Source organism: Streptomyces sp. H51 (assembly GCF_035656535.1).
GTDB lineage: Bacteria > Actinomycetota > Actinomycetes > Streptomycetales > Streptomycetaceae > Streptomyces.
On the sequence record NZ_JAYMHD010000011.1, the window covers coordinates 272,782 to 284,384 of the forward strand.

General features: G+C 73.1%; 15 protein-coding genes. 6 read left to right on the forward strand and 9 right to left on the reverse strand.

The window, feature by feature from the left end:
- Positions 1-12: 12 nt before the first annotated feature.
- On the forward strand, positions 13-798 hold the full coding sequence (locus tag VKA29_RS01745) for an SDR family oxidoreductase (protein WP_324783308.1): 786 nt from the start codon (positions 13-15) through the stop codon (positions 796-798).
- 83 nt (positions 799-881) lie between these two features.
- Here the strand turns inward: VKA29_RS01745 and VKA29_RS01750 are convergent, their stop codons facing one another.
- Positions 882-1,997, reverse strand: coding sequence for an ADP-ribosylglycohydrolase family protein (locus VKA29_RS01750; protein ID WP_324783309.1), 1,116 nt, complete (start codon positions 1,995-1,997; stop codon positions 882-884).
- A 237-nt stretch (positions 1,998-2,234) separates the two neighbouring features.
- Between VKA29_RS01750 and VKA29_RS01755 the strand changes: the two genes are divergently transcribed.
- Positions 2,235-2,759, forward strand: a complete 525-nt coding sequence (locus VKA29_RS01755; RefSeq protein WP_324783310.1) for a DUF2165 domain-containing protein — start codon at positions 2,235-2,237, stop codon at positions 2,757-2,759.
- Here the strand turns inward: VKA29_RS01755 and VKA29_RS01760 are convergent.
- From VKA29_RS01760 to VKA29_RS01775, 4 genes are all read right to left on the reverse strand, one after another.
- Positions 2,743-3,306, reverse strand: coding sequence for a hypothetical protein (locus VKA29_RS01760; RefSeq protein ID WP_324783311.1), 564 nt, complete (start codon positions 3,304-3,306; stop codon positions 2,743-2,745). The two genes, VKA29_RS01755 and VKA29_RS01760, sit on opposite strands and share 17 nt — an antisense overlap.
- Before the next feature lie 80 nt (positions 3,307-3,386).
- Positions 3,387-5,978, reverse strand: coding sequence for a bifunctional FO biosynthesis protein CofGH (locus VKA29_RS01765; RefSeq protein ID WP_324783312.1), 2,592 nt, complete (start codon positions 5,976-5,978; stop codon positions 3,387-3,389).
- A gap of 59 nt (positions 5,979-6,037) precedes the next feature.
- Positions 6,038-6,883, reverse strand: coding sequence for a TIGR03619 family F420-dependent LLM class oxidoreductase (locus VKA29_RS01770; RefSeq protein WP_324783313.1), 846 nt, complete (start codon positions 6,881-6,883; stop codon positions 6,038-6,040).
- 247 nt (positions 6,884-7,130) lie between these two features.
- Complete coding sequence (locus VKA29_RS01775) at positions 7,131-7,307, reverse strand: hypothetical protein (protein ID WP_324783314.1); 177 nt, start codon at positions 7,305-7,307, stop codon at positions 7,131-7,133.
- 28 nt (positions 7,308-7,335) lie between these two features.
- Between VKA29_RS01775 and VKA29_RS01780 the strand changes: the two genes are divergently transcribed.
- Positions 7,336-7,650, forward strand: coding sequence for a hypothetical protein (locus VKA29_RS01780; RefSeq protein ID WP_324783315.1), 315 nt, complete (start codon positions 7,336-7,338; stop codon positions 7,648-7,650).
- Positions 7,651-7,821: 171 nt separating this feature from the next.
- Here the strand turns inward: VKA29_RS01780 and VKA29_RS01785 are convergent, their stop codons facing one another.
- From VKA29_RS01785 to VKA29_RS01795, 3 genes are read right to left on the reverse strand one after another with little or no spacing between them, the layout of a single operon-like run.
- Entirely contained in the window at positions 7,822-7,983 is a 162-nt protein-coding gene (locus tag VKA29_RS01785; RefSeq protein WP_324783316.1) for a hypothetical protein, read from the reverse strand.
- The gene (locus VKA29_RS01790) at positions 7,980-8,255 is read right to left on the reverse strand and encodes a hypothetical protein (RefSeq protein WP_324783317.1); all 276 of its coding nucleotides are present in this window, start codon (positions 8,253-8,255) and stop codon (positions 7,980-7,982) included. The genes VKA29_RS01785 and VKA29_RS01790 overlap by 4 nt, the downstream gene beginning before the upstream one ends.
- A gap of 50 nt (positions 8,256-8,305) precedes the next feature.
- Complete coding sequence (locus VKA29_RS01795; protein WP_324783318.1) at positions 8,306-8,746, reverse strand: ATP-binding protein; 441 nt, start codon at positions 8,744-8,746, stop codon at positions 8,306-8,308.
- Between the two features lie 200 nt (positions 8,747-8,946).
- Between VKA29_RS01795 and VKA29_RS01800 the strand changes: the two genes are divergently transcribed.
- Together VKA29_RS01800 and VKA29_RS01805 are read left to right on the forward strand one after the other, a co-directional pair.
- A complete protein-coding gene (locus tag VKA29_RS01800) occupies positions 8,947-9,798 on the forward strand; it encodes a helix-turn-helix transcriptional regulator (RefSeq protein WP_324783319.1) in 852 nt (283 codons plus the stop codon).
- 12 nt (positions 9,799-9,810) lie between these two features.
- The gene (locus VKA29_RS01805; RefSeq protein WP_324783320.1) at positions 9,811-10,014 is read left to right on the forward strand and encodes a DUF397 domain-containing protein; all 204 of its coding nucleotides are present in this window, start codon (positions 9,811-9,813) and stop codon (positions 10,012-10,014) included.
- On the opposite strand, the gene VKA29_RS01810 is transcribed toward VKA29_RS01805, so the two are convergent.
- Complete coding sequence (locus VKA29_RS01810) at positions 10,001-10,828, reverse strand: endonuclease/exonuclease/phosphatase family protein (protein WP_324783321.1); 828 nt, start codon at positions 10,826-10,828, stop codon at positions 10,001-10,003. The genes VKA29_RS01805 and VKA29_RS01810 overlap by 14 nt on opposite strands.
- A gap of 112 nt (positions 10,829-10,940) precedes the next feature.
- Between VKA29_RS01810 and VKA29_RS01815 the strand changes: the two genes are divergently transcribed.
- Positions 10,941-11,333, forward strand: coding sequence for a nitroreductase/quinone reductase family protein (locus VKA29_RS01815; RefSeq protein ID WP_324783322.1), 393 nt, complete (start codon positions 10,941-10,943; stop codon positions 11,331-11,333).
- The last annotated feature ends 270 nt before the right edge of the window (positions 11,334-11,603 follow it).

Sequence of the window (11,603 nt, forward strand, 5' to 3'; positions counted from 1 at the left end):
GGGAGGCACCGGATGTCACTGCTCGCGGGCAAGACCGTCGTCGTGTCGGGAGTCGGCGCCGGGCTCGGCCGTCAGGTCGCGGCGGCGGTGGTGCGCGACGGCGGGAACGCCGTGCTCGGGGCGCGGACGGAGGCGAACCTCGCCGAGAGCGCCGCGGACCTGGATCCGGGCGGGGCGCACACGGCGTACCGGGCGGCCGACGTCACCGACGAGGCGCAGTGCGCGGCGCTGGCGGCGCTGGCGCGGGAGCGGTTCGGCCGGATCGACGCGGTCGTGCACGTGGCCGCCCTCGACCGGCACTTCGGCGGGCTGGAGGACGCGGACTTCGCGGCCTGGCGGGCCGTCCTGGACGTGAACCTGCTGGGGACGCTGCGGATGACGCGGGCGTGCCTGCCGGCCCTGAAGGAGCGCGGCGGCTCGGTGGTGTTCATCGGGACGCAGTCCTCGGTGGCCGCGCCGACGCAGGTGCGGCAGGCGGCGTACGCGGCCTCGAAGGGCGCGCTGACGAGCGCGATGTACTCGCTCGCCCGCGAGCTCGGCCCGTACCGGATCCGGGTCAACACCGTGCTGCCGGGCTGGATGTGGGGTCCGCCGGTGCGGGCGTTCGTGCGGTCGACGGCGCGGGCCGAAGGGGTGCCGGACGACGAGGTGCTGGCCCGGCTGACGGAGCGGGCGGCGCTGCCCGACCTCGCGACGGACGCGGACGTGGCCGACGCGGCGGTGTTCCTGGCCTCGGACCGGGCACGGGCGATCACCGGGCAGTCGCTGCTCGTCAACGCCGGGGAGCTGATGCGCTGAGGGGTCCTCCCCGGTCAGGAACCAGCCGAGATCCACCGTTCAGCCGGACCTGCACCCACGGATGCCGGACCCGGCTGACGGGCCTACGCCCGCGGGTACCGGGCCAGCCAGCCGGGGGACGAGCCGGCCGGGCCGTGCAGGGCGGGGCCCTGGGTCATCTCCATGGCGAAGTCGTCCGCCAGCTCCAGGATCGTGGGACGGCCCTCCAGCTCGGCCAGCCAGGCCGGCGGGAGGGCCGTCTCGCCGTGCAGGGCGCCCAGCAGGCCGCCGGTCATGGCGCCGGTCGCCCCGGAGGGCCCGTCGTGGTTGACCGCCAGGCAGAGGCCGTGCCGGACGTCCTCCCCGACCAGCGCGCAGTACACGGAGGCGGCCAGCACCCCGTCCGCCGTACCGTCCGCGGCCAGTCCGGCCACCCGCGCCGGCGCGGGCATGCCCTGGCGGACGGCGCCCAGCGCGTGCTGCAACGCGTCGGACACCGGCTGGTGCCCGGGCCGCACGGACAGCAGCGCGAGCGCCCGCTGCACCGCCCCGTCGAGGCTGTCGCCGCGGGCCAGCCCGTGCACGATCACGGCGTAGGCGCCGGCCGCCAGGACCGCCGTCGGATGGCCGTGGGTGTGCGCGGCGCACTCCACGGCGAGCTGCACGACCAGTTGCGGCTCCCAGCCCACGAGCAGCCCGAACGGCGCGGAACGCGCGGCCGCCTCCGGCCCCGGCGCCTCCGGGTTCTTCGGCGCCTCCAGCGTGCCCATCCGGTCGTCGCCGAGCCCCATCAGCAGCGTCCGGGTCGGCGCCCGGCGCGCGTACAGCCATTCCTCCCGCGCCAGCCAGCCGTCCTCCTCGCGGCGCAGGTCGGGTCCCCAGTCGCGCTGGGTGGCCGCCCAGCGCAGGTACGCCCGGTGCAGGTCGGTCGGCGGGTGCCAGGCGCCGGTGTCACGGCGCACCTGGGCGCGGATCAGCCCGTCGACGGAGAACAGGGTCAGCTGCGTGAGGTGGGTGACGGAGCCGCGCCGCCCGTAGCCGGGGGCGAGGTCGAGGAGCCCGTCCGGCCCGTACGCCTCGCGGATCTCCTCGACGCCGAGCCGGTCGACGGGCGAGCCCAGCGCGTCGCCGACCGCCGCCCCGAGCAGCGCCCCGCGCACCCGGCTGCGGAAGTCCTGCTGTTCGGTACGGCCCCAGACGGCGCCGGCTGTCGCACCCACCCAGACCTCCCCGCCCGTTACCCGCCCGTACGGTTCAGCACTGTAATCGAATGGGAACGGTCGGTTGAGGCCCCGCGACGGTCCGCGCACCGCCGTACCGGGAGCGGCCGGGCAGCCGGGCAGCCGGGCGGCCGGGCAGCCGTCGGGGCGGTCCCCGGGTGGAGTGCTTCCCCGCCCGCCGCGGTTCTGGCTCGATGTGTACGGGAGACGGGGGGCGCGGGCGGGAAGGAGGCCCGTATGTCGGCAACCGCAAGCGCAACCCCCGCCGCACGGGCGCTCTCCCTCACCGCCACCCTCCTCACCGGGACGGTGGCGCTCTACACGACGCTCGTCGCGTTGGGCAACATCACGGACTTCGGCACCAACCGGCAGTTCGTACGGCACGTGCTGGCCATGGACACCACGTTCGGGGACGACGACCTGATGTGGCGGGCGATCACCGGCCACGGCGTCCAGGACGCCGTGTACGTCGCGATCATCGTGTGGGAGACCGCCGCCGCGCTGGTCCTGATCGCCGGTACGTGGTTCTGGGCACGCCGGGACCACGACCGTGCGCGGCGGATCTCCACCTACGGTCTGCTGATGCTGATGCTGCTGTTCGGCGCCGGGTTCGTCGCGGTCGGCGGGGAGTGGTTCGCGATGTGGCAGTCGCGGGACTGGAACGGGCTGACCGCAGCGACCCGGGTGTTCCTGATCAGCGGGTTCGTGCTGCTGGTGATCCACCTGCCGTCCGGCGGCCGGGAGGCTACTGGACGACCATGACCCTGGTGCCCGCCGAGCCGAACGTCCACAGGGCCGCGCCGTCCGCCGTGCGCATCCGGATGCCGCCGGTCTGCGCGCCCGACGCGGGCGGCGGCGAGGAGCCGTCCACCGCGTTGGAGAACGCGATGTTGACGCCCGACTTCACACTGAAGTACAGGATGTGCTCGATCTTCACCCCGTCCGAGCCGGTGATGACGCCCCGGGTGCGCACGCCGACCGTGTAGCTGCCGGGTTCGGGGCTCACCGTGCCGGGCCACACCGCGAACGTGCGGCGCGGCGCGTCGCTCGCGTCGACCAGCCAGACGCGCTTGTCGCCGAGGGAGTAGACGATCCGGCGGCCGGTGCCGGAGCCGTCCGGCACCGCGGCCGGCGCCGCGGAGGGGGTCGGGGTGGCGGTGGGGTGCGCCTTGGCCGACGCCGAGGCGGCCGGCCGTGCGTCCGCCGCGGCCGACGGATGCGCGCCGCGGTCCGCCTGTACGGTCAGGGCGGCGACCACGGCTATCGCTCCCACCGTCAGACCGGTCACCCAGACCTTCGGGGCTGGCACGGGCACGCATCTCCTCAGCTACGGATCCCCCCTCGCACGAGGGTCGGATCATCGTACCGGCCCCTTCGGTGCCCGCTGTCTCAGTCCAGCACCGGCAGCAGCTCGGGCAGATGGCCGTCCGAGGCGGTGGCCGCCCGCTGCCGTTCCTCGGGGACCTCGCCGTACAGCGTGGTGCGGGGGCGGGCCGGGCGGCCCGCCGCCTCCGCCACCGCGATCAGGTCCCGCACCGACTTGTAGGAGCCGTACGACGAACCCGCCATGCGCGAGATGGTCTCCTCCATCAGGGTGCCGCCCAGGTCGTTCGCGCCGGAGCGGAGCATCTCCGCCGCGCCCTCGGTGCCGAGCTTCACCCAGCTGGTCTGGATGTTGGGGATCCAGGGGTGCAGCAGCAGCCGGGCCATGGCGGTCACCGCGCGGTTGTCCCGCGTCGACGGGCCCGGCCGGGCGATGCCCGCCAGGTACACCGGCGCGTTGGTGTGGATGAAGGGGAGCGTCACGAACTCCGTGAAGCCGCCGGTGCGCTGCTGGATGCCGGCCAGGGTGCGCAGGTGGCCGAGCCAGTGCCGCGGCTGGTCCACGTGCCCGTACATCATCGTCGACGACGAGCGGATGCCCAGCTCGTGCGCCGTGGTGATGACCTCGATCCAGGTCGCCGTCGGCAGCTTGCCCTTGGTGAGCACCCAGCGGACCTCGTCGTCGAGGATCTCCGCCGCGGTGCCGGGGATCGAGTCGAGGCCGGCCTCCTTCGCGGCCGTCAGCCACTCGCGGATCGACAGGCCCGTCCGGGTGGCGCCGTTGACGACCTCCATCGGGGAGAAGGCGTGCACGTGCATGCCCGGGACCCGTTCCTTGACCGCCTTCGCGATGTCGAAGTACGCGGTGCCCGGCAGGTCCGGGTGGATGCCGCCCTGCATGCAGACCTCCACCGCGCCCACCTCCCACGCCTGCTGCGCCCGGTCCGCGACCTGCTGGAGGGAGAGCGTGTAGGCGTCGGCGTCCGTGCGGCGCTGCGCGAAGGCGCAGAAGCGGCAGCCGGTGTAGCAGACGTTGGTGAAGTTGATGTTGCGGGTGACGATGTACGTCACCTCGTCGCCGACCGCCGAGGCGCGCACGTCGTCCGCGACCCGGCACAGCGCGTCCAGCGCGGGGCCGTCCGCGTGCAGCAGGGCGAGGGCCTCCGCGTCCGTCAGCCGCGTCGGGTCGTCGGCCGCCGTCGCCAGCGCCGCCCGCACGTCGGTGTCGATGCGCTCCGGCGCCATCCCGGGCGCGGCCGCCTCGCGCAGGGCGCCCCAGTCGCCGTACACCTCGTCGAAGTCCTCGCGGCGGTCGGCGGTGCGGCCCTCGGTGTCGATGGACGCGTGCAGGTCGGTGCGCCCGGAGGAGACGAACGCCTCCTCCGGTTCCTGCCACGGCAGTCCCGCCGGGAGTGCCCCGGGGCGGGCCAGGCCGGTCTCCGGGTCGGCCAGCGCCCGCACGTGCGGGAGCAGCCGCGGGTCCAGCCAGGGCTCGCCGCGCCGCACGAACTCGGGGTAGACGCAGAGCCGTTCCCGCAGCTCGAAGCCGGCCGCCGCGGAGCGCCGGGTCAGCTCCTCGATCTGCGGCCAGGGGCGTTCGGGGTTGACGTGGTCGATGGTGAGCGGGCTGACCCCGCCCCAGTCGTCGATGCCGGCGGCGATGAGCCGCTCGTACTCGTCGTCGACCAGGTTCGGCGGGGCCTGGATGTTGCCGGCCGGGCCCATGATGTGCCGGGCGACGGCGACCGTGGCGACCAGTTCGTCCAGCTCGGCGTCGGGCATGCCGCGCATCGCGGTGTCCGGCTTGGCGCGGAAGTTCTGGATGATCAGTTCCTGGATGCCGTGGTAGGCACGGGAGACCTTCCGCAGCGCGAACAGCGACTCGGCCCGCTCCTCGTACGTCTCGCCGATGCCGATGAGGACGCCGGAGGTGAAGGGGACCGAGGAGCGGCCGGCGTCCTCCAGGACGCGCAGCCGCACGGCCGGTTCCTTGTCCGGGGAGCCGTGGTGGGGGCCGCCGGGCTCGGACCACAGGCGGGTCGCCGTGGTCTCCAGCATCATGCCCATGCTCGGCGCGACGGGCTTCAGGCGCTGCACGTCGGTCCACGACATGACGCCGGGGTTGAGGTGGGGCAGCAGGCCCGTCTCCTCCAGGATGCGGATGGAGATCGCGCGGACGTAGGCGATGGTGTCGTCGTAGCCGTGCGCGTCGAGCCACTCGCGCGCCTCGGGCCAGCGGTCCTCGGGCTTGTCGCCGAGCGTGATCAGGGCTTCCTTGCAGCCGAGGGCGGCGCCCTTGCGGGCGATGTCGAGCACTTCGTCCGGGGACATGAACATCCCGTGCCCGGCGCGCCGCAGCTTGCCGGGCACGGTGACGAACGTGCAGTAGTGGCACTTGTCCCGGCACAGCCGGGTGAGGGGCACGAAGACGCTCTTCGAGTACGTGATGACGCCGGCGCGGCCCGCCGCTTCGAGGCCCGCGTCGCGGACCCGGGCGGCCGACGCGGCGAGATCCTCTAGGGCCTCGCCGCGGGCCTGGAGCAGCACGGCGGCCTCCGAGACGTCGAGGGCGACACCGTCCCGGGCACGTTTGAGGGCGCGACGCATCGAGTTCTCGGTGGGGCCGCCGGTACCGGAGCTCGCCGCGGAAGTCGTCATCCTCCGAGCATACGGAGGGGCTTGAGCTGTTCAGCGGGGGCGGGGGCGGTACCCGTCCGTCACAGATGCGCCGCGTACTCGTCCAGCGCCCGGAGGACCTCCGCATCCCCCGCCGGCGGCAACTGCACCACCACCTCCTCGATGCCGAGGTCCGCGTAGTACGCGAGCTTGCCCGGGGTGGGGTGGACGGCGTACGGCACGACCTGGAGGGCGGCCGGGTCGCGGCCGGCGTCGGCCCAGGCGGACCGCAGCGCGGGCAGCGACTCGGACAGGCCGCGCCCGCCGATGGGCAGCCACCCGTCGGCGTACTCGCAGATGTGCGCGAAGAGCTTCGGGCCGGCCGCCCCGCCGACCAGCGTGCGCGGGCCGGTGACCGGGCCGCGCGGCTCCCGCACCGGCTTGGGGTACGCGAAGGAGGCCCGCACGCTCCCGAACTCCCCCTCGTAGGCGGTCGGTTCCGGCGCCCAGAGGGCCCGCATCAGGGCCATCCGGTCGCGCACCAGCTCCCGCCGCGTGTGCCACCGCACCCCGTGGTCGGCGGCCTCCTCGACGTTCCAGCCGAAGCCGAGGCCGAGGGTGAACCGGCCGCCGGACAGGTGGTCCAGGGTCGCGATCTGCTTGGCCAGGCCGATGGGGTCGTGCTGGGCGACCAGCGTGATCCCGGTGCCCAGGCCGAGGCGCTCGGTCACCGCCGCCGCCTGGCCGAGGGCGACGAACGGGTCGAGGGTGCGGCCGTACTCGGGCGGCAGCTCGCCGCCCGCCGGGGAAGGGGTGGTCCGCTCGACGGGGATGTGGGTGTGCTCGGGCAGGTACAGCCCGGCGAAGCCGCGCCGTTCCAGCTCGCGCGCGAGCCGGACGGGGGCGATGGTCTCGTCGGTCAGGAAGATCGTGACGGCGATGCGCATGCGGTATCTGTACCGGCGCGCGACGTGAATGTCGATACCGACCGGTCGGCATCGGCGGGCGGGGTGCTGCGCGCGGTCGCTGAGGCGGGCGGCCTACGCCCCGCTGCACCTGCCCGATGCCTACGGCCCACTGCCCCCTGCCCCCTGCCCCCTGCCCCCTGCCCCCTGGCCGATGCCTACGGCCTGCTCCCCCTGCCCGATGCTTTCTGTCCGCGGCGCCTTCCCCCGAGGCGACTGCCCGCTGTCGTCACCGTGTGCCTCCCCTGCCTCGCCAGGAGGGAAGACGGTCCTCGGCGTCGAACACCGCCAGGGAGCGCGCTCCGTGCAGAAGCGCTCGTTCCAGGGAGCGCAGGAGCGCGTCCTCCAGGCCGCCCAGCTCTTCGGCGAGGTCTTCCGAGACATCACGGGTGATCTCCTCGGCCACGGCGTCCACCGGAGTGCGCGGACCAAGCTTGCTGACCACGGCGGCCGCGCGAAAGGACAAGGCCGCCACGGCAGGTGCGGCAAAGCAGCCGGCCGCCGAGGACAAGTGCCAGAGCAAGCTGCCCGGCACCACTCAGGCCCGGGCCTCCGCCGACGAGGTCGAGACGGCCCGGCAGATCACGGCCTGCTTCCGGAAGAACGGCGTACCCGAGTACCCGGACCCGGACCCCACGACGGCGGAGATCAATCTCAGCGATGAGCTGGCCGCGAAGGTGAAGCGGGATCTCGCGGATGTGGCGGCCAAGTGTTCGCCTGCCGACGGGCCGGGGATCGTCGGCGGCTGACCCCGCATGGAGTCCGATGAGGTTGCGGGTCGCGGGGCGTGACTCAGTCCACCACCTGTGGATCACGGAAATAGTAGACGACCGTCACTCCCATCCCAGGCGTATGCGTGTACACGACCGTGATTGCCTCGGCCGAGTCACGGGCGAGGGGTGTGGTGTACGTGTACTCCACTACTCCACGGACGGAGGCCGCCAGCCCGGGATCTCGCGTCCCACCGCCGGATCACCGCTGATCGTCGCGAGCGCGTCCCGGACGACGTCCCGTTCCCCCTCCGTCAGGTCGCCGAACGCCTTCCTTGCAGGCTCGGCCTCCTCCAACGGGACTCCGGTCACGCGCCGCCCCCTTTGGCTCGCGCGTCTTCCAGAGCGGTCATGATCTCGGGCGAGTTCCTGATCAGGACCCGGTGCCGGTAAGACCGGACCACCGCCGCGGCGCCCGCGAAGTCGTTGGCCGAAGCGGCTCCTATGGCAGCCGCCAGCTCCTCCTCGAACCGCTCCCGGTCACCGGGAAAGCCGTAGCGGCTGAGCGCACTGCGCAGGTCGTCCACGGTCCGGATCGCGGGCAGCGGCATCGCTCCCCAGCCGTGTTCGGGCTGTGCGCTCATGATCAGCTCCTGACGAACGGACATCGCTCCGCCTCCCAGTATGGCCCTGGTCACCACGCCGCCGTCCCCGCTCCGCACTCGGCCCACAGCAGCTTGCCGGCGCTCGACGCGTCCGGCCTGCGGAGCACCGTCGCGCCCCACGCGTCCGCGCAGGCCCGCACCAGGGGCAGTCCGCGGCCGTGCTCGGCGTCCGGTGGGGGCACCGGGGCGCCCGCGTTCGAGAAGCCGGGCGGGACGCGGGGATCCGTGTCCCATACGGCCACGCGGAGGCGGCCGGGCTCGGCGCAGCGGAGCCGGAGGGCGTAGGGGCCCTTGGTGTGACAGTGGGAGTTGGCCAGCAGTTCCGCCGCCACCAGCTCGGCGGTGGAGGTGAGGTGGGGCATCTCGTGCGCGGCCAGAATCAGCCTGAGCGCACCCCGCGCGATTCCCGGTGCGCGCGGATCGTGCGGAAGATGCAGGGTGTAGTTCCAGGACGGGGATACGGTGGCCAACGGAATTCTCCGGTCTCTGAGGGGAGTTGAACGGGTGCCTGGTGTCTCTGCCGCGGCGTCCCGCGGTGCGCTTCCGGGCGGGCTCCTGAGGATCAAAATAGAGGCTTGGCAAATGTCATTTGCGGAATCTGGAGATACCCCGCACGACTTCCCTCGCATGAGTGACCCGCCAATGGAACACACGTTCAAGAGGAGCGCACATGCCCGCAAGACCGCCGATGACGGCCCGCCGTCTCCGGCTCGCCGTGGAGCTGCGCAAAATGCGCGAGCGCGCGGGCATGACCGCCACAGAGGCCGCTCGCGCGCTCGGCACGAGCCAAGGGCAGCTCAGCAACGTGGAGTCGGGCAGGTTCGGAGTCAGTCCGCAGCGCATCCGAGCCCTGGCCCGCATCTACTCCTGCCCGGACCAGACGTTCATCGCCGCACTGATCGACCTGGCGACCGACAAGACACCCGGCTGGTGGGAGTCGTACCGCGAGGTCCTGCCCTGCGGCTTCCTGGATCTCGCCGAACTGGAGCACCACGCCATCGCCGTACGCACCGCCTACACGTCGCACATGCCAGGGCTGCTCCAGACCGCCGACCACGCGCGTGAGATCTTCCGGCACGTCATCCCCGCGCCCACCCCACCCGAGGTCGAGCACCGCGTCTCGCACCGAATCAAACGGCAGGGTGTGCTGTACGGTGCCGACCCGACCCCGTACCGCACCACCGTGCATGAGGCCGCCCTGCACATGCGCGTCGGCGGCCGGAGCGTGGCCCGCGCCCAACTGCGTCATCTGCTCGACATGAGCGAGCGGGAGCACATCACCATCCGCGTACTCCCCTTCGACGTCGGGGCGTTTCCGGGATCAGGCCAGTCCATCAACTACCTGTACGGCGCCGTCCCGGGACTCGACACCGCTCAACTCGACCAGTTCCACGGCCCGGTACTCCTCGATGCCGAGGCCCTGCTGGACAAGTACCGAAGCCTGCTGGACATCGTAGAAGCCACCGCCCTCACCCCCGAGAAGTCCCGGGATCTGATCCATTCGATCGCCCAGAACCTGTGAAGGAGCCGAGACATGTCCCCGTACCGCTGGCAGAAGTCGTCCTACTGCCAGGAAGGCGACGCCTGTGTCCACATATCCGCCACCCCGGCTGCCATACACCTCACCGACCGTGCCGCCCCGCCCCGCCCCGTGCTCACCACCAGCCCCGCCGCCTTCGCCGCGCTGCTCCGGGCGGTGAAGACCCGCGCTCCCCTGATACCCGTCACCGGGCGGTGACGTCGGCGACGACCGCCGCGTGATCGGAGGGCCAGACCCCGTCGACCGGGCCGTGGCCGGCCCGCCGCACGTGCCGTACGGCGCCGGTGCCTGCGGGTGCGGGTGCGGGTGCGGCGGGCGCGCCGACGTGGACGTAGTCGATACGGATGCCGGGGCCGGACTCGACGTAAGGGCTGCCCGCGCCCCACGTCGCGGACGGGGCGGCCGGGTCGGCGTGGTCCCAGGCGTCGGTGAAGACCTGGCCGGGCACGGCGGGCGCTGCGCCGCGGCCGGTGAAGCGGCGGATCTCGGCGGAGTCGGGTGGGGCGTTGAAGTCGCCGGTGACGATGGGCGGGAAGCCGGTGCCGGCGCGGTGGGCGGCGACGAAGCGGGCGAGGGCGGTGACCTGTTCGCCGCGCACGGCGGAGGCGTCCCGGCCGGACGTGAGGTGCACGGTGAAGAAGGGCACCTCGTGGCCGGGGGCGGCCAGCCGGGCGTGCAGGGCGAGCCGGCCGTCGTCGACCTCCTCGGGGGCCGGGAGGCGCAGCACCGCGCGGTCCACGACCGGCCAGCGGCTGAGCACCGCGTTGCCGACCTCCACACCGGGCCGGCCGATCCGCCGCTGCCAGCGGTCGGAGGCGGGCGAGGCGGCCCAGGTCCAGTGCAGGCCGAGCTCACCGGCCAGCCACTCGGCGAGGTTCTCGCCGTCGGCGGCCCACACCTCCTGGAGTCCCACCACGTCCGGCCGCAGTCCCCGCAGCACCGTGCGGATCGCCTCCTGCCGCTCCGCCCAGGGGCCGAAGCGCCACCACAGGTTCCAGGTCACGACCCGCATGGGCGCACCGTCCCTCGTACAGGAACGTTCGCGGTGCCGCGAACCGTTCGAGTGTTCGTCAAGAGACATTGAAGAACACCGTCGCCGCCGCACGAGAGGAGATCCGGAAACCATGCCCCGCGACGCCGAGACGAAGTACCGGACCGTCCGCGCCTTCCAGCGCAGGCTCAACGCCGTGATGCGCCGGATGCCGGGCCAGACCCTGCTGGAGACCACGGGCCGCGTCTCCGGCCTGCCCCGCCGCACTCCGGTCGGCGGCCGCCGGGTCGGTGACGCGTTCTGGCTGGTGTCGGAGTTCGGGGAGCGGTCCCAGTACGTGCGCAACATCAAGGCCGACCCGCGGGTGCGGGTGCGTATCCGCGGCCGCTGGCACACGGGGACCGCCCACCTCCTCCCCGACGACGACACCGCCGCCCGCCTGCGCGCCCTGCCCCGGCTCAACAGCGCGGTGGTGCGGGGGGTCGGCGCGGGGCAGCTGACGGTGCGGGTCGACCTGGACCGATGAAGAGCGGCAGCAGGACAGGATTCCTGGACGGTGCGCCGACAGGTTCGGACCTGCGACACCCGCTTCAGGAGTTCGATCTGCACCGGCTCCTGGGGCCGTCGACGACTGGTCCGACAGTCGTCCGGGGAGCTGCCGTATGCCGCCGTCCGGCCCCGCTGATGTCAGCCGTGGATGTCAGAGGGCTCTGCCGTCCTGCGCCGGTGAGAATGACATGGGCCGCCTTCTGGGCGCTGACCCTTCCTCCATCCCTGCACATCGACCCCGTTCGAT